20 protein-coding genes are annotated in these 22,449 nt (G+C 36.9%); 13 read left to right on the top strand and 7 right to left on the bottom strand.

Features of this window, described 5'->3' with window-relative positions; all coding sequences use genetic code 11:
• Positions 1-2: 2 nt before the first annotated feature.
• From AUO94_RS16590 to AUO94_RS16625, 9 genes are all read left to right on the top strand, one after another.
• Positions 3-617: a DUF1819 family protein gene (locus tag AUO94_RS16590; RefSeq protein WP_237150143.1), complete on the top strand. Its 615-nt coding sequence runs from the start codon at positions 3-5 to the stop codon at positions 615-617.
• Positions 618-629: 12 nt separating this feature from the next.
• Positions 630-1,196, top strand: a complete 567-nt coding sequence (locus AUO94_RS16595; RefSeq protein WP_058385279.1) for a DUF1788 domain-containing protein — start codon at positions 630-632, stop codon at positions 1,194-1,196.
• A 19-nt stretch (positions 1,197-1,215) separates the two neighbouring features.
• The gene (brxC, locus tag AUO94_RS16600; RefSeq protein ID WP_058385280.1) at positions 1,216-4,788 is read left to right on the top strand and encodes a BREX system P-loop protein BrxC; all 3,573 of its coding nucleotides are present in this window, start codon (positions 1,216-1,218) and stop codon (positions 4,786-4,788) included.
• A 13-nt stretch (positions 4,789-4,801) separates the two neighbouring features.
• The gene (locus AUO94_RS17660) at positions 4,802-5,200 is read left to right on the top strand and encodes a BREX-1 system adenine-specific DNA-methyltransferase PglX (RefSeq protein ID WP_237150144.1); all 399 of its coding nucleotides are present in this window, start codon (positions 4,802-4,804) and stop codon (positions 5,198-5,200) included.
• Between the two features lie 18 nt (positions 5,201-5,218).
• Positions 5,219-8,296, top strand: a complete 3,078-nt coding sequence (gene pglX, locus AUO94_RS16605; protein WP_237150145.1) for a BREX-1 system adenine-specific DNA-methyltransferase PglX — start codon at positions 5,219-5,221, stop codon at positions 8,294-8,296.
• A gap of 72 nt (positions 8,297-8,368) precedes the next feature.
• Positions 8,369-10,927: a BREX-1 system phosphatase PglZ type A gene (gene pglZ / locus AUO94_RS16610; RefSeq protein WP_058385281.1), complete on the top strand. Its 2,559-nt coding sequence runs from the start codon at positions 8,369-8,371 to the stop codon at positions 10,925-10,927.
• Positions 10,928-10,943: 16 nt separating this feature from the next.
• Positions 10,944-13,001, top strand: a complete 2,058-nt coding sequence (gene brxL / locus AUO94_RS16615) for a protease Lon-related BREX system protein BrxL (protein ID WP_058385282.1) — start codon at positions 10,944-10,946, stop codon at positions 12,999-13,001.
• Positions 13,002-13,100: 99 nt separating this feature from the next.
• Positions 13,101-14,231, top strand: coding sequence for a hypothetical protein (locus AUO94_RS16620; protein ID WP_237150225.1), 1,131 nt, complete (start codon positions 13,101-13,103; stop codon positions 14,229-14,231).
• On the top strand, positions 14,228-14,434 hold the full coding sequence (locus AUO94_RS16625) for a hypothetical protein (RefSeq protein WP_058385284.1): 207 nt from the start codon (positions 14,228-14,230) through the stop codon (positions 14,432-14,434). Before AUO94_RS16620 ends, AUO94_RS16625 begins: the two co-directional genes overlap by 4 nt.
• Positions 14,435-14,682: 248 nt before the next feature.
• Here the strand turns inward: AUO94_RS16625 and AUO94_RS16630 are convergent, their stop codons facing one another.
• From AUO94_RS16630 to AUO94_RS17675, 5 genes are all read right to left on the bottom strand, one after another.
• A complete protein-coding gene (locus AUO94_RS16630) occupies positions 14,683-16,053 on the bottom strand; it encodes an ISL3 family transposase (RefSeq protein ID WP_058385285.1) in 1,371 nt (456 codons plus the stop codon).
• Positions 15,995-16,438, bottom strand: coding sequence for an ISL3 family transposase (locus AUO94_RS16635; RefSeq protein WP_058385286.1), 444 nt, complete (start codon positions 16,436-16,438; stop codon positions 15,995-15,997). The genes AUO94_RS16630 and AUO94_RS16635 overlap by 59 nt, the downstream gene beginning before the upstream one ends.
• Before the next feature lie 56 nt (positions 16,439-16,494).
• Positions 16,495-16,779, bottom strand: a complete 285-nt coding sequence (locus tag AUO94_RS17665; protein ID WP_237150146.1) for a hypothetical protein — start codon at positions 16,777-16,779, stop codon at positions 16,495-16,497.
• A gap of 68 nt (positions 16,780-16,847) precedes the next feature.
• Complete coding sequence (locus AUO94_RS17670; protein ID WP_237150147.1) at positions 16,848-17,156, bottom strand: hypothetical protein; 309 nt, start codon at positions 17,154-17,156, stop codon at positions 16,848-16,850.
• A gap of 51 nt (positions 17,157-17,207) precedes the next feature.
• Positions 17,208-17,492: a PDDEXK family nuclease gene (locus AUO94_RS17675; protein WP_237150148.1), complete on the bottom strand. Its 285-nt coding sequence runs from the start codon at positions 17,490-17,492 to the stop codon at positions 17,208-17,210.
• A 152-nt stretch (positions 17,493-17,644) separates the two neighbouring features.
• Between AUO94_RS17675 and AUO94_RS16645 the strand changes: the two genes are divergently transcribed.
• The 3 genes from AUO94_RS16645 to AUO94_RS16655 all read left to right on the top strand — a co-directional run bounded on the left by AUO94_RS16645 (position 17,645) and on the right by AUO94_RS16655 (position 20,231).
• On the top strand, positions 17,645-19,387 hold the full coding sequence (locus AUO94_RS16645) for a GmrSD restriction endonuclease domain-containing protein (RefSeq protein ID WP_058385287.1): 1,743 nt from the start codon (positions 17,645-17,647) through the stop codon (positions 19,385-19,387).
• A 91-nt stretch (positions 19,388-19,478) separates the two neighbouring features.
• Positions 19,479-19,664: an antitoxin VbhA family protein gene (locus AUO94_RS16650; RefSeq protein ID WP_058385288.1), complete on the top strand. Its 186-nt coding sequence runs from the start codon at positions 19,479-19,481 to the stop codon at positions 19,662-19,664.
• A gap of 294 nt (positions 19,665-19,958) precedes the next feature.
• Positions 19,959-20,231, top strand: coding sequence for a hypothetical protein (locus tag AUO94_RS16655; protein ID WP_058385289.1), 273 nt, complete (start codon positions 19,959-19,961; stop codon positions 20,229-20,231).
• A 165-nt stretch (positions 20,232-20,396) separates the two neighbouring features.
• On the opposite strand, the gene AUO94_RS17840 is transcribed toward AUO94_RS16655, so the two are convergent.
• Positions 20,397-20,555, bottom strand: a complete 159-nt coding sequence (locus tag AUO94_RS17840; RefSeq protein WP_418054990.1) for a Cas8a1 family CRISPR/Cas system-associated protein — start codon at positions 20,553-20,555, stop codon at positions 20,397-20,399.
• A gap of 454 nt (positions 20,556-21,009) precedes the next feature.
• Here AUO94_RS17840 and AUO94_RS17510 point away from each other — a divergent pair, with 454 nt between their 5' ends.
• Positions 21,010-21,240, top strand: a complete 231-nt coding sequence (locus AUO94_RS17510) for a hypothetical protein (protein WP_179946123.1) — start codon at positions 21,010-21,012, stop codon at positions 21,238-21,240.
• A gap of 162 nt (positions 21,241-21,402) precedes the next feature.
• Here AUO94_RS17510 and AUO94_RS16670 read toward each other — a convergent pair whose 3' ends face one another.
• Positions 21,403-22,449 (bottom strand): bifunctional glycosyltransferase family 2/GtrA family protein, encoded by a 1,047-nt coding sequence (locus AUO94_RS16670; protein WP_058385292.1) that lies wholly within the window; start codon positions 22,447-22,449, stop codon positions 21,403-21,405.

The raw sequence follows: 22,449 nt of genomic DNA on the forward strand, positions 1-22,449 counted from the left end.
TAATGAAAGGCTTGATAAGTATGGAAACAAGACTAGAATATACATCTGCTTTAACAGGAGCAGCATTCATGTTTTATGAATTTAAGCAGGTGGTGATACTTAAAGAACAAGGGTTGTCTGACAAAGAAATACGTGCGAAAGTTATCACTGAAAATATATTTCAACATGAAAAAATTTCTAGTTTAAAAAGAGGACTTCCATATATATTAAGACGAGTTAATGTGCTAGATGAAAAATTACGTAGTATGGTAATTGAAGAAGGAACTGAGATTGGGAAAATTATTAATCTATATGCGATTATGAAAACAAATCGCCTTTTCTTTGAATTCATGGAAGAAGTAATTTATGAAAAATTACAGTCGAACAATTATATTCTTGAGAAAAAGGATTTAAACATGTATTTCACCGCAAAAGCGGAGCAAAACGAAAGTATTGCAAGCTGGACAGAAGCAACTATAAAAAAATTAAAACATGTACATTCAAAAATACTGATTGATGCCGGCATGTTAAAAGACATGAAATCAGGCGAGCTGAATCGAATTATAATAGATGATGAAATTAAAAGTCATCTGATAGAAATTTGTGACTCTAAGTATCTACAGGCAATGGGGGAATAGGAGTGGGAGCATATGTCTAATCTAAATAGCAGACTCGAAAAAATTATCCCTAAAATCAAAGAAGATAAATTCATAGAAGGACGAGGACTGGGAAATGAGATAAGTTTCTATGTCTTCGATTATAAACCGGAAGACGAACTAGCTGTCCGGGACTATATAAAAATCATCAAAAAAGAGTTCAGTTACGAAGGTTCAAACAGAAAGATTATTGAATTCGATTTATATAAAATGCTGTTGGACATTACAAAAGATAAAAGAATCTTTGAACGCATTTTTGAGATGGAAAAAAAGCAGGGTAAAGACGCCTTGTTCAAAGCTTTGAGAACTTTTGCAAATCCGCAGATATTCTTGCAAAGAATTAAAGAACAGATGGACGGACACAACATCGTCATTATTACTGGCGTAGGAAAGGTCTTTCCTTTTGTGCGCTCACATAATATCTTGAACAATTTACAGGAAGTGATTGATAAGACGCCAGTCATTATGTTCTATCCAGGTGAATATAGTGAACAAGATTTGCATTTGTTCGGCAAGTTTAAGGACGATAACTACTACCGTGCATTCCGATTAGTCAACTAAATAAATAGGGGGTTTATCCATGTTATTGAAGGACATGTTTGAAAAAAGTATAGAACGTGATATTCGTGGAGTCATAAAAGTGGCCCAAACAGATAATGATAGCATTCAACAGGAATTGGATGAATATGTTGTTACTCGGGAACTTCAGAAACACCTATCTAAATTTTACGAGAATTACCAAAAAGGCGTAAATGGTTCAACCGATAAAATGGGTGTTTGGATTTCTGGGTTCTTCGGATCAGGTAAATCGCATTTTCTAAAAATACTGGCTTACTTACTAGAGAACAAGGAAGTAGAAAATAAAACTGCAGTTGAATACTTTGATGGAAAAATTCAGGACCCAATTGTACTGGCGAATATGCAGCGTACGGCTGGTATTGAAACAGAGACTATTCTCTTTAATATTGATGCAAAAGCACAGCTGGACAATAAATCAAAAGAAGATGCGATCTTGCGTGTCTTCATGAAAGTATTTTATGAACACAGAGGTTATTACGGAGATATTTCAGGAGTAGCTGAAATGGAAAAATACTTGGACAAACAAGGTACATATGAAGGGTTTAAATCTGCCTTTAGAAATCTGGCAGGCGAGTCATGGGAAGAGCGGAGAAACAGTTTTTATTTTGATAGAGATTATATCGTTACAGCCCTCTCCGAAGCTACAGAAATGACAGAAGAATCTGCTGGTAACTGGTTTGATAATGGGGTCAATAATTATGAAATCAGTATTGAAAAGTTTGCAAAAGACGTTAATGAATACATCGAACAAAAAGGCCGGAACTTCCATCTTATTTTCTTAGTGGATGAAATCGGACAATACATAGGTGACAGCAGGAGCCTTATGTTAAACCTTCAAACACTTACAGAAGAACTAGGTACACATGCTAGAGGAAAAGCATGGGTTATCGTAACTTCGCAGGAAAGCATTGACAGTATTGTCAAAGTAAAAGGCGACGACTTTTCGCGGATACAAGGGCGCTTTGATACAAGACTTTCCCTTTCTTCCATTTCTGTAGATGAGGTATTGAAAAAACGGATTCTATTGAAAAAGGATTATGTAAATGACAGATTGAGATTACTTTATCCTGAAAAAAGCGCCATCTTGAAAAACTTGATCAGTTTCCGTGACAGCACCGCTGATTTGCGTGGCTATGACAACGAACAGGAATTTTCGGATGTCTATCCATTTGTTCCTTATCAATTTAAACTTCTGCAAAACGTGTTCGAGCAGATCAGAAAACATGGATCTTCAGGCAAGAGTTTATCTGAAGGTGAACGTTCGATGCTATCCGCTTATAAAGAAACCGCATTACGATATAAAACCGAAGAAGAAGGCTTGCTAATCCCGTTTCCCGCATTTTACGAAACGGTTAGAGAGTTTTTAAATCCAACCATTTCACGTGTTATCGAAGGGGCGTATGAAAACCCTTCATTAAAAGACGATCCTTTTAATATGGAGCTATTGAAAGTCTTATTTATGGTCAAATACATCAAAGAGCTGCCGGCCAACATCGATAATCTTGCGACATTAATGATTACAAATATTGACGAAGATAAATTGGCATTAAAAGAAAAGATAAAAGTGTCATTAAGAAAGTTGATCTCAGAAACGCTTATTCAGAAGAATGGTGATTTCTATCTCTTCCTCACAGACGATGAACAAGACATTAACCGTGAAATCAAGGCCTTGCACATTGAAGAAGATGTTATTAAAAGAGAGTTAGCGACGACTGTTTTCCAAGATTTTTATGATGAAAAAAAGTATCGTTACTCTAATGAATATCTGTTCTCTTATAATCAGAAAATGGATGAGAAAAATTACGGAAACCAATCTTCAAGTATTGGCGTCCACATCATATCGCCTCTTTCCGATCATTATCAAAAATCCGATCAAGAACTGATGATGATGACGAGTGGCAGCGGTGAATTGGTCGTTAAACTGGGTGGCAGTGAGTTGTATGTAGAGGAAATAGAAGAAGCTTTAAGGATTAAAGATTACAAAGCAAAAAAGAATATTACGCAACTTCCCGAAAATATTCAAAATATCTTAAATAGTAAACAAACAGAGATAAAAGAGCGGACACGCAGAAGCCGTGAGTTGTTAGAAGAAGCTATTAAATACGGATCTTTTTTCATCAATGGCGACAAAGTGGAGATAAAAGGTTCCTCTGTTAAAGAGAAATTTAATGCAGCTTTTAAAATCCTTGTTGATAACATCTATACGAAACTCGGTTATGTAAAAGAACATTTAGAAAACGAAAGAGGACTAATTCATATCTTGTCACCAGGTAATGAGCAGATGTCTTTTGGAGAACCCCAAGATACCTATGCGAATAACTTGGCTAAAAAGGAAATCTTCGATTTTATCAGCTTACAAAGTGACATTCAAAAGCAAGTGCGTGTGAAAACACTCTATGATCGATTCCAGGAAAAACCTTATGGTTGGAGACCTTTAGACATCGCAGCCATGATTGCAAAGCTATTGAAGGACCAAGCCATTCGCATACGCTATAATGCGGAATATTTGGAGCCGGACCAGAATACCAATACCTTGATTTCTGTATTCACCAAAACGGCTGACTCAGATAAAGCCATCGTCCTTAAACGTGCGCATGTAGATGAAGATCTAATTCGTGCAGCAAAACGAGTTGCAAAAGAAGTGTTCAACAAAGTTGATTTAGCAGATGATGAAGACGGTTTAGTAAAAGATTTAAAACTACTAATTGAAAAACAAATCGCTGAGATTAACGATTTAAAAGCCAAATACGAAGGCAAGAAGTACCCTGGGAAAAGCCTCTTGAATAAAGGCCTTGAATATTTCGATCAATTCCATAATGGATTAGATAACGCCTCTTTCTTTACTAAGTTAAAAGAGCTGGAAAAAGACCTTGGCTATTGGGAAAAAGATATAGTTTATGTAAAGGACTTCTTCGCAAGCAATCAAAAAAATATATTTGATAAAGGACTAGTGCAATTTGCTAAATACGAAGAAAACAAGGCCTATTTAGGCGGTGGAGAAATCGAAAATGAAGTAGAAGATTTGGAATCGATTCTAGCAGATCCACTTCCTTATAGAAAGATTAAAGATATTCCTGAATTGGCGCACATAATCGATAATCAAATCAAAACGGTTTTGTTTGAAAAGAAAAACAATGCTAAAAATAAGATTATAGAAGATCAAGAAAATTTAATCTCGTTTGCCAGCCAATACGGAGTAAGTGATGAAACAAAACAGCAAATCGATAAATTTTATTCTCATTTGTTGGAAGTTCTAGAGTCTTATACAGACATATTCAAAGTGGAAGCAACCATTCCAAGAAGTACAAACTTTAAAGAAAAAGAAGAAAGCAGCATTAACAGAGAAATTGGAGAATGGTTAAGAAAAAAACAGGAAGAACAAGAAGATATATCTATTAAAGAGGGAGGAGGTTCACCATCTACTCCTATTCAGAAAAGATTTATTAAATCATCAGAATTAGTTAGTCTTACACCATTAACTACAGAAAATGAAGTAGACGAGTATATTAAGAATCTATCTCAGAAACTAAAAGAAATCATAAAAGATAATAAACATATAGAATTCCAAAAGTAAGTGGGGGAAAACAGTGAATAAACCAGCGTTGAAAAAGTTTGCTACAGAAGCCAGAAGAGAGCTGCTGGAACGAGTGGAACTTCAAGCAAGAAAAGTCGGTATCACCTCTGAAGGCATACAAAAAGTAGCGATTGAAAGCTCGGATGCAATATTTGTAGACGGAAAGCAGCTTAGTGAAAAAGAAAGAGTTCAACGTAACAAATTAATAAATCGTATTCGGGAAATTGGTTTTGACCGAGTGATGGAAGAGGTTTCTTATACATGGTTTAACCGTTTTACAGCTCTTCGTTTTATGGAAGTTAACGATTATCTTCCAACCAAAGTAAGAGTATTATCTTCCTCTAATATAGAGAGTAAAGAACCGGATATGATTAAAGAAGCTCTAACGCTGGGTTTAGATTTGGATAAATAGTATGTGTACGATCTGAAAATGAACAATAAAGATGAAGAACTTTTCAAATATCTTATTATCAAACATTGTAATGACTTGAATCGTTATATGCCATTTATGTTTGAGACGATTGATGATTATACAGAAATTCTTTTTCCTGAAGGGTTACTTGGGACTAATGCATTTGTCCATGAACTAACAAACACAGAAATTCTTCCTGAAGACAATTGGAGAAAAGTTGAAGTAATTGGTTGGCTGTATCAATATTATATTTCAGAAGAAAATGAGCGTGTAATACAAGCGAAAAAACGCTATAAAGCAGAAGAACTGCCTTTTGCTACACAATTGTTCACTCCAGAATGGATTGTTCGTTACATGGTCCAAAATGCTTTAGGACGTTACTGGATTGAATCACATCCTGAAGATCATGATTTAGTTGAAAATTGGGAGTTTTATTTAGAAAACCAAAACGTTGATCCTACATTTAAAGAAAATCTAGCTCTCTATGCAAACAAAAAATTAAACATTGAAGAGATAAAATGCTTTGATCCTGCTATGGGAAGTGGACATATTCTTGTTTATATGTTCGACGTTCTATATGAAATTTATAGCAAAGCCGGCTATATTGAGAGAGAAATTCCTAGATTAATCATTGAAAATAATTTGTATGGTTTAGATATCGATATTCGCTCGTATCAACTGGCCAGCTTTTCAGTTGTTATGAAGGCATTGGAATATAACAAACGTTTCTTGCAAAGTATTGAATTAGAGGGTTTAAAAATGAACCTAGCAGCTCTACAAGAGACAAATTCACTAACTGATGAAGAAATCACATTTTTAGCGAATGAATCGTTAGGTGAAAATTATGAAAACATGAAAGACTTTATAGAACAATTCCATCATGCTAAATCAATTGGATCACTAATAAAATTAAAGTCTTTCGATAAAGAATGGCTAAACCAGCGAATGAAAGAAATGGAAGAACAATACGGGAATCTTTTCGAAATGGATATGAGAAATAGGTTGGTCCCCTTATTCGCTAGTTTGATTAAACAAGGTAGTATTATGGCCCGGCAATATGATATCTTCATTACTAATCCACCATATGCTGGGAACAAATATGTTACAACAGAAGTTTCAAACTATTTAGCTAAAAATTATCCTGAGGTTAAATCAGATTTATTTTCAGCATTTATCGAGTATAGTTTCTTTGCAACAAAAGAAAATGGCCAGATTGGATTCATGTCTCCCTTTGTATGGATGTTTATATCTTCCTTTGAAAAGTTGCGGGATAATATTATTACTAACCGAACCCTTAGCAGTTTAATACAACTAGAGTATTCAGGTTTTGACGGAGCGACTGTTCCAATTTGCACTTTTACCTTGAGAAATTATCATAGTGGGTTTGAAGGTGAATATATAAAACTTTCAGATTTCAAAGGTTCTTTGAACCAACCTATTAAAGTGATAGAAGCAGTTAGTAATCCATCAGTTTCCTATCGCTCATCATTTGATCAAGACAATTTTAGTAAAATCCCAGGAAGTCCAATTGCTTATTGGGTAAGTGAAGAAACAATTAAAGTTTTTGAAAAAAATGATTCTTTGGGAAATATTATAGAGGCAAAACAAGGCTGTGCAACTGCGAACAATAATAAATATTTGAGATTATGGTATGAGTGTAACTTTAATAATATTGGATTTAATATAGGTTCTAGACAAGAATCTAAAGAATCTGGTAAAATGTGGTTCCCGTACAACAAAGGTGGGGCTTATAGAAAATGGTACGGAAATCAAGAATATGTAATAAAATGGGGAAATGATGGTGAAGAAATTTTCAATGATAAAAAAGCTGTTGTAAGAAATCCGGGTTATTATTTTAAGGAAAGTGTTTCGTGGTCTGATATAACTTCTAGTAGTAGTGCTTTTAGATTTTATGAAAAAGGATTTATATTTGACTCAACAGGCCATTGTTGTTTTGCAAATGAAGAAGTGGATGTTTATCAGATACTGGCAATCTGTAATAATAAGTTTTTCGATTCTATTATTAAAATGCTTAATCCTACATTGCATTTCCATGTTGGGTATTTCAAAAATCTTCCAGGGGCTATATTAAATGATAATGAATCAAAAGAAATAGTTAAACAAAATATTCAAATATCCAAAAGTGATTGGAATTCGAAAGAAACATCATGGAAATTCGAAAAAAATTCTTTAATAAAGTTTCCCTCAAAAACAATGGAATCTTCATTTATCTATTGGGAAAATTTCACTATTAAACAATTTAATCAACTTAAATCAAACGAAGAAGAGTTAAATCGTATTTTTATAGAAGCATATAATTTGAAGAATGATATGAATTCTGAAGTTGAAGAAAAAAATGTGACTATAAATCGGGCAGAATTCAAAAAAGAAATTAAAAATTTTATATCGTATGCAATAGGATGTTCTTTTGGTCGATATTCGCTTGATGAAGAAGGGCTAATCTATGCAGGTGGTAAATTTGATTCTTCTCGCTATAGAAAATTCTTAGTAGATGAAGATAATATCTTGCCTATGCTTTCAAGATCATATTTTGAGGATGATATTGTTGCAAGATTCATTGAATTCGTTCGTGTAACTTATAGTGAAGATGTACTTGAAGAAAATCTCAATTTTGTTACAAAGGCACTTGGTAGACGGAGCAATGAAACTGTAAGAGAAGCCTTACGTCGTTATTTTTTGAATGATTTTTATAAAGATCATCTCCAAGTCTATAAGAAACGTCCAATTTATTGGCTATTCACATCCGGCAAAGAAAAAGCATTTAACTGTCTCGTTTATATGCATCGATATGATAAAACAACACTCTCTCGTATACGAACTGACTATTTACATGAAGTTCAAATTCGTATGGATTCAGAGAAGAAGGATTTACTGAATATTATTAACGGAGATTCTTCAACAAAAGAAATCAGTGATGCTAAAAAGGAACTAAAAGTTCTAGACAAGAAAATCGATGAATTAAAAGCTTACGATGAGAAGTTACACCACATGGCCGATATGCAGATTGAAATTGACCTGGATGACGGTGTTGTTGTCAACTATGCGAAGTTTGAAGGCCTGGTTGCTAAAATATAAACAAACAGAGATACATCAGAGATTTCTGATGTATCTTTGTTCTATAATGGAAAGAGAAAGCAGGTGACTGCCATGAACATGGGACAAATCGTGTCTGCGCTATCGGACATTTTTAATGCACCACTAAAAGAAGAAGAGCAGCGCAAGCTTGTTTTTTGGGTGGATAAAGATAATGAGTTTACTGAAGAAATTGAAACTCTTGTAATAGATAAGGCGAAAATCCATACATTGACTGATCAAAATCAGTTTTATACAAAGTATTTGCTGGAGGAAGAAGATCCAACTTCTTCATACCTCATCTACACAAATTTGGACTTAACGATTGAAGACAACTGGCTGGCTGATACGGTCATGTATTCGAAAACATTTTATGCAGATCGCATATCGCTCATTTTGAGTGATTTACATATAGAACCTTCCTTACGCGCAACGGTGAAAAAATACGAACGTTTCTTCAATAACAAAGATCGTTTTAGAAAATTCTCCGCTTTTGGCATTGGTTCATTTACAGAAGAACTGATCGAACTGTCGATTATGAGTGTCTTGTGTAATTTGAAGACGCCAAATTTTGAAGATGTCTTGAAAACTATCTTAATGGACACTTTAGATGATGCTGAAAATAAATACCTTTCGCTGATTGAGCGGTTCTTTGACTTGGACGTTTTCTGGTCGTCCGTAGCGAATTACTGTGGATATGAGCAGGAAGTCAAGACCTTAAAGAACCTATTTATTCATCTATCCATAACGGCATTCAGCCACTCTGTCGATGAAAAATATTTGGCGGAGTTGAATGACTTTATTGCGAAGCGCAGTAAAACCAACGCTTTGGTCTTCGTCGATCATTGGATGCATCACAAAAGTGATTACGTTAAATTCAATGACTACATCGAGATGGTCGAGCAGGAAATCAATCTGCCAAAAGTGATCCAGACGATTCCGTTGGACCAGTTTAAACAAGCGGATATCTTTCCTTATATTGACCGGGCAATCATTATCCATATTGCCAATAGCCTTTTAGAAAAGCTGGAAGATTACGAGGAATACAAAAAGCTGATCAAACTCAGAAGAGTGAAACATTATTATGATGACTATGAAGCCGTTTATGAGGCCTTATTCTATACAGTAGAAATGCATGAGTTTTATAACAATCACAAACAAGGTATCCCACAGTCTCAAGCAATAGATTTATATGAAGCTTATCTTAACGATTATCATAAAATGGATACGTACTACCGGAAGTTTTATGTGGCTTATGATGACGAAACCGATCATGAATTGTTGAAAAAACTTAAAGACATGGTCGAAAACCTGTATACAAATTGGTATATGGGGGAGCTAAGTTCCCATTGGTCACAAGCAGTACGTCCGACATTAACTACAGATTGGTCATTGCCGGGAGTCCTAAAACAGCAAAACTTCTATTCTTCTGTCATCGCTCCTCATATGCGGAATAATGAACGAGTATTCGTCATTATCTCGGATGCGATGAGATATGAAGTAGGGGTTGAACTAGCGGAACGCTTAAATGCCGAAACTACCGGGATTTCTGAAATCCAAAACATGCTTGGCGTTGTGCCTTCAGTGACAAAGCTTGGAATGGCCGCTCTTTTACCTCATCGGAATTTAGATTTTGATGCAGGCGGGAAAGTGCTGGTTGATGGCAAAGATTCGTCGGGGCTGGAGAATCGCAGAAAAATCATCGAATCTCAAATAGAAGACAGTACTGCATTTCATTTCCAAGATGTCTTTTCAATGAATAAAGCTGCGCGCAGAGAAACCTTTAAGGGGAAAAAGCTGGTTTACCTGTATCATGACACGATTGATGCGATGGGCGATAAAGCATCAACAGAAATTTATACATTCAATGCAGTGGAAGCTGCCTTGAACCAACTTTATGACTTAGTGAAAATGATCAAAGATGATTTAAGCGGAACGAATATCTATATCACAGCTGATCATGGCTTCTTGTATCAACGTGATGCTTTGGAAGAAAGCGATAAGATGGATAAAGAATCCTTGGATGCATTGGAAATCAAGCGTCGTTATATCCTGGCGAAGGAAAAGCGGGATGTATCCGGTCAATTAGCGATTGATCTATCATCTGTAGTGAAAAACGATCAGCAATTGACAGCGTATGTACCGAATGCAACGATCCGCTATAAAATTCAAGGTTCGGGTGTCAATTTTGTTCACGGTGGAGCAAGCTTGCAAGAAGTGGTCATTCCGCTCATATCGTTCAAAAACAAGCGGACGGGGCAAAAAGGTTCGCAAGCCATTCGGAAGATCGACATTAAATTAACGAATACGACAAGAAAAATCACAAACAGCATCTTCAATTTGGAATTCTTCCAGACAGAAAAAGTCGGAGACAAAACGGCACCACGGACCGTCGCGATTCATATGACTGATGAAGAAGGAACGATCTTATCGAATGAAGAAACGATTATCGGGGATCGTCCTTTTGAGAATCCGTCTGATCGCACATTCAAACTTCGCTTTGTGTTAAGAAGCATTACCTACGATCGCAACAAGAGCTATTATTTACTTATTAAAGATACTGAAACAGGATTGGTCACTGACAAAATACCTTTTACCATCAATCTTGGGATAGTGAGTGATTTTGATTTTTAATAGAAGAGGTGTGTAAATGGAAGGGAAAACGGAAGTGTCTTTAACAGTTGATCTGGATAAAAAGCTGAATCACACATTTGCGGGACGTGTGGTTCGAAAAGACTTGACCAAGCTAATCAAAGAAGGCGCCAATGTGCCGGTCTATGTGCTGGAGTATTTACTCGGCATGTATGCAGCGACTGATGATGAAGACAGCATCAAAGAAGGCGTTGAACGTGTTAAAAAAATCCTTTCAGATAATTTTGTCCGTCCGGATGAAGCGGAAAAAATTAAATCTCGCATACGCGAGCTGGGCCAATACTCCATTATCGATAAAGTCTCCGTTGTTCTGAATCCGAAGTTGGATATTTACGAAGCTGAATTCTCCAATTTAGGCTTAAAAGGGGTGCCAGTCGGCTCCAATTTCGTCAAAGAATTCGACAAGCTATTGGTCGGGGGGATTTGGTGTATGGTGAAAGTGGATTATTATTACGATGAAGAAGCACGTAATAATAATCCTTTCAGCGTCAGCAGCCTGCAGCCGATTCAGATGCCGAATATGGATATCCAAGAGATTTTCGAAGGCAGAAAAGAATTTACTAAGGATGAGTGGATTGATGTCTTGATCCGCTCGACAGGCATGGAGCCGACGCAATTGGAAGACCGTGTTAAATGGCATTTGTTGCTGCGTCTCGTACCTTTGGTTGAGAATAACTACAATATGTGTGAGCTGGGGCCACGAGGTACCGGGAAGTCACATGTCTATAAAGAAATTTCACCTAACTCTATTTTGGTTTCAGGTGGGCAATCTACAGTAGCCAATCTGTTTTACAATATGACATCCCGAAAAATCGGGCTTGTTGGCATGTGGGATTGTGTCACGTTTGACGAAGTGGCTGGCATCCGTTTCAAAGACAAAGACGGTATTCAAATCATGAAAGACTATATGGCATCGGGTTCTTTTGCTCGAGGCAAAGAAGAAAAAAATGCCAGTGCGTCAATGGTTTTCGTCGGAAACATCAACCAAAGCGTCGATGTTTTATTGAAAACTTCTCATTTGTTTGCACCTTTCCCTGAAGAGATGGCAAATGACTCGGCATTCTTTGACCGTATGCATTATTACCTGCCAGGTTGGGAAATTCCGAAAATGCGTCCGGATTTCTTTACGGATAAATACGGCTTTATTGTGGATTATATCGCGGAGTTTTTTCGGGAAATGCGCAAACGTTCATTTGCCGATTCGGTAGACAAATACTTTAAATTAGGGAATAACTTGAACCAGCGGGACACTATTGCGGTCCGTAAGACCGTATCTGGTATGGTCAAATTGATTTATCCAAATGGCATTTATACAAAAGAAGACATCGAAGAAATCTTGAAATATGCTTTGGAAGGACGCCGCCGCGTCAAAGAGCAGCTGAAGAAAATCGGTGGCATGGAGTTTTACGATGTCATGTTCTCTTATATCGATAAGGAATCATTAGAGGAAGAATATACATCAGTGCCAGAACAGGGCGGCGGCAAACTGATACCTGAAGGCATGGGCAAGCCGGGCCATGTGTACGTGGCTGGACATGGGCACTCAGGGATGATTGGTGTCTATAAACTCGAAAATGAAGTGGTGAGCGGAACAGGGAAGTTTGATAAGTCTGGTGTAAGTTCTTCACGAGAGGCGAGGGAAAGCTTAGATACCGCCTTCCGTTTCTTTACAGCCAACAGCAAAAGCATCAGTAATACCATCGCAATCAAAACGAAGGATTACCTGATGCATATCAGTGATCTTCAAGGAATCGGCCTTACCGATGAACTGGCAATCGCGGAATTGATCGGCCTGTGTTCAGGTGCACTCGATAAACCGGTCCAAGAAAGCACCATCGTCATTGGGAACATGACCGTTGGCGGAACGATTGCGAAAGTAGAAGAGTTCGCCAATGTATTGCAGGTGTGTGTAGATGCGGGAGCCAAGAAAGTCTTGATCCCAGCTGCATCGGTCATGGACTTGCAGACGGTACCGCCTGACTTGTTGGTGAAAGTGCAACCTGTGTTTTATTCGGATCCTGTTGATGCGGTTTATAAGGCTTTGGGGGTAAATTGAATTATTTCAATTTAAGAGGGAGGGATAACACTGATAAATAAAACGAGAATATTCATCAGCTCTGCTTTTGAGGAAGATTTAAAGAAACCAAGAAAGTTTATAAAGACCCATCTAGAAATTAGCGGACATGAGGTGCCGATTTTTGAAGATGGAGATTTCGGATCATGGGAAAAAGATACGTTGGAACAATGTTTGACTGTTGTAAAGTCGAGCGATGTGTTTGTTCTCTTGGTTAATAAAAAGGCTGGTGCAGGTCAGCAGTTGTTGCAAGGAAATGTTACTCCAACATATTTAGAATACAAAGCAGCTTTAGCAGAAAAAAAGCATATATTAACGTTTGTTACCCCTGAAATAAAGAAGAATTTCATGTATCTCAAAGATGATTTAGAAAGAATAAATCAGGAGTTCTTAGAAACTAACCACCGTTTACCGGATTCACCATTTGATCCGTTTGAAAAATGGATAGAAAAAGAATTAAATGATGGTGGATTTATTAGTAACTTTCTAAAAATAGCAGACCCTTTTGTATGGGCCTTTCTTTTCGATGTTTACAAAGATAGAAATTGGCTTTATGAATTTGATATTTCGGAATCAGAAAAGAATGCAATAAAAATATCCGAATTACTAAGCACTTCGTTGCGTTCAGTTGTAGATTTAATTGCCAATAGGGAAGTTTTAGAACAATTACAAAATCAAACTTCTTATTTATTAAATTATGCAGAACAGAGTTTAGAAATGTTGAGCGAAAGAAACCTTATCACAAGAAATGGGAAAAATGATTGGTCCGAATTTTTAACTCAAGCAATTTTATTCTTAAATAGACCTGCGAATATCATCCAGGCGGCTACTTTTAATCCAACAATAGTTAATACTATTACAGGTTGTTTTGCTGCTTCGCTTTATGCATACGATCAAGAAGATAGTCTAATGTGCATTGGAATTGCTGGTGATATTTCTGCTCAGAATGCATTTAAATTAACTGAAAGCAATGTTTTCGTAGTAGACGCATACACTAAGAATGAAAAATTAATTGCATATCGGGAAGAAAAACAAACTCTATATATTACCGAGCCTTTGGGTGAATCGGTTCTTTGTCTCCATTTCTCATTAGAGGAAAAATGGACAGAAGAACAGGTCATAGCGTATGCAGAAGAGATAGAGCATGCTATAATAAATAAAAATGAATATTTTTTAGATTTTATAAGGTTATTAATAGGAGGGAGAATATGAACAAAGAAACTGTCAATTATAAAAGTTCAGGATCTGTAGTTGTTAAACGTTCCCCTGTAGTAAAAATTAAAGGCCATAAAAATTCTGCTGACTTTCATAAATCAGTGTCTCAAAACATCCACTCTTTAAATAGAGTACTAAAAGAATCTAATAAAATTATACCAATTACTAATAATGTGATAAAAAGTGAAATTTCTAAGTAGCTATTTGTACATTTTTCTTACTATCGAAAGAATTCTCATAGCCTAAAAGCTCCTACTGGAAACGAATTTTTTTCCAGTAGGGGCTTTTTTTTTGATTTTAGAGGAGTTGTGGGGAGCTAATATTCTTTCAAAAAGACCAATTGTTAAGTAATGAAAAATATTCTATAATACAGCCATCTATCAAATTTCGATATTACTTTGCTCGTCCATATACTTCTGTGTAAGCGTCCAATAGGTTCTTTCCAACGTTAGTTGAATTTGCGGACTTCTAGTAATAGAAGCTTATTTCGTAGAAGAGCGAAACTATTGCGGTCATACATGATTCGCTTGATGGTTTTCAACTTATTGACACTGCCCTCAGCTAATCCGTTACTATAGGGAAGTGTACAGGCATTTTCAACTGCCTTGATATCTTTTTTCATTCCATTTAGGAAACTTTTCAATTCAGCTAATTCTAGGCTTTCCGTCTCTGCAATCCATGTATGGAGGATCTCTTTCTTACCTGATTTAAGAATCTTTTTGAAATCCCAAATTAGATCGAGTAATGTACCGATCAATGGATACTGCTGAATACTATTTTCAACTTGTTCAAAAGAAATATCTTTCACTTTGTTAAGTGGCTTGTAGAGTAACTTTATTAGCCACTTTCTCTCAATAACCTCTGTGGCATCAGTAGAGGCCTCTTTTTTAAAATCTCTTCCCAGCCTTTTTTCTTTCGCAATGAATTGTCTAATCGCCGCTTCTGAGCCCGTGTATCCTTTCTGACGAATGAAAGCATGGATTTCTTTATATGTGGTTCCTTTTGTCCGCAAGGTCAGCACTTCATTTCTGAAAGGAGATAATTTCCCAGGCCGCCGTACGCCGTATTGACCATTAATTGGATTGAAATCAGAAGCTAAATAGTTGGTTATGGTCTTATGGGTATAGCCTGTTTTGTCGACTATCTTCCGCGTGCTGTAACCCTTTTTATGCATACTTCTTACTTCTTCAGCTTTCTCCATGACTTTGCGGATAGCTTCTTGATGTTCGCGGCCACGTTGATCAGCTGCATCTTCCGGGATGTCTTCTTCACGCATGTTCATATATTTACGAATGGTCTGAAGGCTGAATTTTGTTTGAGATCGGATATCTTGCAGGGTGCGTCCTTCGGACGCCAAAGATTTAACCAATAAAATTTTTGTGCGTCTTGAAGGGGTATGAACGAGTAGTTCGTTCATCGCATGCTGTCCCTTGGTTAAGGGGATAATAATCCGTCCAGCTACCGTGTTCTGCATACAGAGTGTGAGAGCATCGATCAACCTTTTAATCAAATGAAATCGATCACTGATATGATGGGCGTCGGGATGAGCTTGCCGAATTGCAGCAGCATAAGCCGGAGAACCGTCCCTTGAAACAAATTGGATATTGGGAAATAGCGAAAGCCATATAGCCACGTCTTTTCTTTCTCTTGATTCAATCAAATCAATGACCCGGCCATTTTTCAGATCTATCATGAGTGTTCCATAGTTTTGTCTTTTTTTTAGTGCGAAATCATCAATACAGATGGCTTTAATCGCCTCTTTATTGATCGGGATAATGCTTTTTTTTTTGATAATTACAGATGGTACTCTTTTTGACATCGACTACATGTTGCGATAGATAGGCCGCGGCCGAAACAGAACTTTGAGTAAGGGAAACCTCAAGTATCGTTTCTTTCAGTCTCTGAGTTTTCTTCGCATTATGGTCTATAAAATGAAAAGTTTCGGCAAATGTTGTCCGGTGACAGGCCATATTATCGCAAAACAGTTTCCGGTTCAAAAGTGTAATGATTACCTTTTTATCTTGAATGGGTAAATCTTGAAAACTTCGGCTATAACGAGAGTGAACGCGAGAAGAAGTTTGTTGGCAAGAAGGACATACACATTCTTTTCGGGTAGAAATCACAGAAAAACGAATAATATCGTCCGAGATATCGATACCGCTACAACTTAGATGTTCATCCAGTAATGTCATGAGTTCTTCCACAGGGCATCTCTCCTATGATTTTTTCTCCACTATAACAGAATATACCGATAATTCAACTAACAGTGGAAAGAACCTATTGGACGCTTACACTTCTGTCGTATTTCCGCTAAGGTTTTCCCTGATGCTTCATGGACAGCAAATACATAGGTTTGGATACTAGACCAGCCATATAGACCTTTTAACCATTTTTGCATAGAGGAAATCTCCCCGTTAGTTTCAACCAGCCCATTGTCCAGCAATATCGCTGTCTCAGAACGATCTTTGGCTCTGATGGTATCACCAGGCTTTACCACACCCCATTCAAGCATAGCGTCTATCTTAGGTAATACTCGCTTGGTCAATCCAGATTTCTGTTTTTTGGTTGAAATGCTTTTCTCTAAGAAGTTTATATAGTAATCGGTGTATTCATTTAACGGCAAGATCTTGGCAACATCTTGGCAACATTCAAAACAATTGATCCCTGAATTCTGTAAGGGATCAATTTAAAACAGCTGATGTCCACGCCGCTGTCATTTAACCACGCAACTGCTGATAAAGTCTGTTCATCGAAATCAGAAGCAACCAAGACGATTTTCTGTTTTTTGTTAAATTGTTCGATTGCTGAATTGACTTCCAAGAAATTATTTAAAATTCTTGTACCCAGTTCACTGCTTGTCAAAGAAGGATAATCATATTCAGACCTATGTTTTTCAACATAGGGACTGAAAACTTTATTCACTAGATCCTCCATGTCCACGATGGTGGCATAACTGGCAGCATAGCGAATAGCTTAGAATTCAAATGCTTCTTTACGGTTCTCTATATCTTTACGGTCTCGCTTGATTTCGATCACCACGATATTGCCCTTATCATCTACGGCAGTCAGATCGCTTCGTCCGTTCGAAGCGTTGCGGACTTGCTGGCCAACAACAAGCATAGATTCTTCCTCATCGCATATCATTTCAATGTTTTTCCTCAGTAATTCTTCAATTTGATTTTCTGTGATATCCAGTTCTGAAAAACTGATTGCTTCAATCTTTTCTGAAGTAGAACCTGAAATTATATACATAGGCATAAGTCCTTTCCTAAGAAATATGGAAAAATAATGAATTGATAATTTTGAATTTTTGTCAATAAGACCTAGGGATATGTTACCATTTACTAAAATACATAATAAAGAATTTCAGCTTATTTATTTTAAAAACATAAGAGAAGGTAGGACTTTCCATGTCATTTCAGACACCCATTACAATTAAAAAGGCAGTAGACAATATACATAAAAACAAATATCTTCTACCGGCGATTCAAAGGGAGTTTGTTTGGGACACCGCTCAAGTTGAGAGACTTTTTGATTCATTGATGCAAGGCTATCCTGTAAGATCATTCCTTTTTTGGAACGTTGAAAAAGATAAAAGTAAAGAGTTTCAGTTTTACGAGTTCATTCGCAATTATCATGAAAAAAACAATCGTCACAACCCAATTGCGAGCGTCAGTGGACGGGATGATGTAACAGCTATATTAGATGGACAACAAAGATTAACTTCCTTGTATATAGCGCTTAAAGGGTCCTATACATATAAATTACCTAGAATGAGACGCGAAAATCCACTGGCATATCCTACGCAGCATTTATATGTTGATTTGTTGGGCCCTTCTGAGGAGTACGATATCAAATACGATTTCCGATTTTTAACGGCGGAAGATGCAGTTAATGAATATGAAGATGCGTATTGGTTTAAAGTTTCAGACATCTTAACTTTTAACGATACTTATGAAATTGCTCAGTATTTGATTGAACATGATTTGAGTTCGATTGAAAAAGAAAAGGCACTGTTTGCGAATCAAACATTGCATAAGCTTTATCAGTCAATAAATGAAAAGCCTAATATCAATTTCTTTTTAGAAGAAGAACAGAATTTGGAGAAGGTATTAAATATTTTTATACGTGTTAACAGCGGTGGGACAAAGCTAAGTTATTCTGATTTGTTGCTTTCGATAGCGACTGCTCAGTGGAAAGACAAGGATGCCCGACAAGAAATAAATTCTTTCGTGGATGAGATAAATCAAATTGGCAACGGATTCAATTTCAATAAAGATTTCGTTCTTAAGTCTTGTTTAGTTCTTGGCGATTTTAGAGACATTGCTTTTAAAGTCCATAATTTCAATAAAAAAGCTATGAGGAAAATTGAAGAAAACTGGGATGATGTTAAAGAGGCAATAAGACTGGCAGTCAATTTAGTATCTAGTTTTGGCTATAATCAAGAAACTTTGACTTCCAATAATGCCATAATTCCCATCGCATACTATTTGATGAAGAAAGGATCGCCACATCAGTATTTGCAATCTCAGCTGTACAAAGATGATCGGCAACTTGTTAAAAAATGGCTTGTACTAGGGATGTTAAAACAAGCCTTTAGTGGACAACCGGATAATGTCATTGTGCCGATTAGAAAAATCCTAATGGGGAATCATAACGAGTTTCCCCTGAAACTTATTATTGAAAAATTTAAAGGTGGCACTAAATCGTTCACTTTCAATGAAGATGAACTTCATAATTTACTTACTTACAAATATGGTCAAAAGCAAACTTTCTCAACGCTAGCACTTTTGTATCCGAGCTTAGATTTTAGAAATATATTCCACGTGGATCATATATTTGCAAAGAACTTGATGAAGAAAAAGAATTTAGTGAAAAGCGGTATGAGCGAAGATGACATCAATTTTGCGATTGAGAATATCGACTCGATTGTTAATCTTCAACTGCTTGAAGGAATACCTAATATAGAAAAATCAGATCAGAATTTTGAGGAATGGATCAATAAAGTCTACAAAGATGACCAATCTAAAAATGATTATTTCAATAAGCATTTTATACCTCATGTAGACTTAAGCATTGTTAATTTCAAAGAATTCATTGAGCAAAGAAGAGAGCTGCTTCTCCAAGCTTTAAAATCAAAAGTTAGTCAGTAATAAAAATGCTGCAGAGTTAGAAAGAAATAAAATGTCACAATCAAAAGAGTCTGCTGAATGCTTCTAAGAACTAAACTATGGGGGTATTTTTATGAAACCAGTAAATTCAAACCCGCATGAAGAGCGCAAAAAAAGAGTGCAATTTGCTGTTGGCTTGGCTGCTATTGATGGCGGAAAGCCAACGACGTATACGCAGAATTTGCTGGAACAGTATGAAACTGGTGAGGTAACTGCCAACCAAGTAAAACAAGCGATCATTGAAAAATATACTAAATGACATAGCAGCTAAATAACTATCTTTATGCAGCCATCTTTGAAATCTTTTGATTTCGAAGGTGGCTGTTTTCTTTTATCCCAAAAGGGCGATGAAAGAAAAGAAGAAGTATATCTTCACTGAATAGTAGGTATAATAGATTAGTGAGAATTTACAATATTCTACTATTATAGATCAAAAAACCAAAAATCTTCAAATTGAGAGGTTTGTTTACTTAGTGACGATAAATATGAACTTGAGGAAAGTGGAAGCGACCGGCTTGAAAGAAGTATCCAGATCAAAGCGCCGAGGGATGTCGTGGCACAGGCATTGGATTATGCGTCATGGGTGAAAGACCTTAGTTATAAAGAAATCGAGTCTATTGTTTTAAACTATTTGGACAAAAGCCTGGCAGATGCATTTGCTGAACGGGTTTTAACGTCCTTGCCAGAAGAGCTCAACAAAGAGCATAGCATTGTCATTATGGCATCTGAGTTGGATGCGTCTTCAGAAAGAATTGTCCTCGTCGGAGATGGAGAGCACCGAAGCTGGGAAGACTGCAGAAAATACGGCTTTATGAGTGCTGGGTAGGGAAAAAGATACAGCAGTTCCATGAAAAAGTTAAAGCCTGGAGATCGCATCCTTGCGTACTTAAAAGGGCACGGATACGTTGGGTCCGGAGAAGTAACGTCAAGTGCGGTGATGGTAAAGGATTTTGAAATCGATAACGAAGGTTCGTTGCTTTTGGATCAACCGTTAAAACAGCCGAATATCGAGCAAAACAAAGAGGATGCAGAACTCGCAGATTGGACAGTTGGTGTTAAGTGGCTGAAAGCCATGCCAAAAGAAGCTGCGGTGACGATGCCGGGATATTCGCAAACCCAAATGTCGTCTGTAAACTGAACCACCAGCCAACTATCGATTTCTTGACTCCTCATTATTCTTTATAATTAGAAATAAGTCTGCACTTAAAGAATTTAACGATTAAAATAATTAAGGAATTTGGTGAGATTGATGACTTCTACAAAAAAAGATTTCACGCAAAAACTGGAAGAAATAAAAGCCGATGCGAAAGAGAATGGTATATTGCATTTAATCGTTACTTCAAAAAATTTGCATAATTTTCGACAAAAGTAATTTAATAGCTGGGTTAGAGCAGGATACAAGTGGGCTTTAACTCATTAATCGAAAAGCATGTAAGCTTTCTGTTATAGTCTATGTTACGACGATGCTGCTCGATCTAGGATACAAACTACTGCATGATAAAATATCGCTAAGAAGCGTTTCTCCACTGGCTTAAAAAGACTACTAAGAGAGGGAATGACGGTGCTTCTAGATGCGATCGGTTCGACGATACAGAAAATAAGAAATGTGCAAGAAAAGTGCGATGAAAGAACAACGCGCAGATAAAGTACTGGTTGTCATTGCGACAAATGGCATGGGAAATTTCAGCAGTGAATATATGTTTAAAAACATCCATGAAATGAGCATGATGAAGAAAAATCAAGTCTGTTTGGAAATCATCTTTCATGGAGCGAATAGTGACACGGTCGACTTCCATGTAAGCGCTAAAAGAACTCAGTCAAAATATAGTGTATAGAGTGAGTCTGTCACTTCTTATCGTACGAGAAAAAAGACTGTGAAAGTGACTATAGTTCTCGCGCAAATAAATAAAAAATTCTTGTGTAAGGTCGACGTTCAGTCATGAAAAATAGCCAGAACAGAAAATTCATTTCTGTTCTGGCTAGTAAAATTCGTTAAATTATTCTTTACGAAATACCCAAGCACGCTGAGCCACAAAGCCAACGATAAAGAGAATGGCATCCACACCAACTTTCAAAATCATTTCTCCACGTCCGAGCCACTCGGCATAAAGCAAATGAACTGAACCAGCAGAAGTTAGCATGATAAACGCAGCCAGTATATAATAACGAACAAGCGACTTGCTGGATCCTTGTTTAAAGACTTTATTGCGGTTGACGTAATAATTAAACAATGAAGACAAAATGCGTGCCGCAATGGTTGCTAAAATAATGAACAGCTCTGGAGCGGGATCTTTAAGCAGTTGGATAAACACCCAATAAAGTCCGATGTCCAGTGCAAAAGATGCTCCTCCTGACAACCCATAAAAGATAAATACTTTATAAATATGGTAGGAATCTCTCAACGGGTGGAAATGGGAGGTTTGGTTGTCATCTAAATAGATGGTGTCAATTGTCACTTCTCCTACACCCATCTTATTTTTTCCTAAATACGCCAACACATTCATTTCATATTCAAATCGCTCACCGATTACCGTAAGCATTTGGGGTAGGTAGTTGACCGGAATGCCTCTTAAACCGGTCTGTGTGTCAGAGAGGACAACGCCGGTTGAAAGTCTAAACAGCAACCGCGTAAAGCGATTGCCAAATCGACTTCTAAATGGAATGTTTTTTCCAGTGAAGTCTCGAACACCAAGCACAACTTGATCAGGTGTCTTGAGTAAATATTGCGCTAATTTTACCATGTCATTGGCTGAATGCTGACCATCTGCATCCGCTGTGATGACAGCTTTAAATGGAAGTTTCTTTGTGAGTATGTAGTGAAAAGCGGTTTTTAAAGCGCGCCCTTTTCCTTGGTTAACGGCATGGCTCACTACCGTTATTTCTTTATGTAATTCCAGTGACTTAAATATAGTCGAATATTCTTTGCCGCTGCCATCATCAATAACGATAATGTTTTGGAAACCAGCTTCGATTATTTGTCGGACTACATTCAAGCATTTTTGATCTGGTTTATATGCAGGAATAATAATAGCGAATTGTTCCAC

It is taken from the genome of Planococcus kocurii (assembly GCF_001465835.2).
Taxonomy (GTDB): Bacteria; Bacillota; Bacilli; order Bacillales_A; family Planococcaceae; genus Planococcus; species Planococcus kocurii.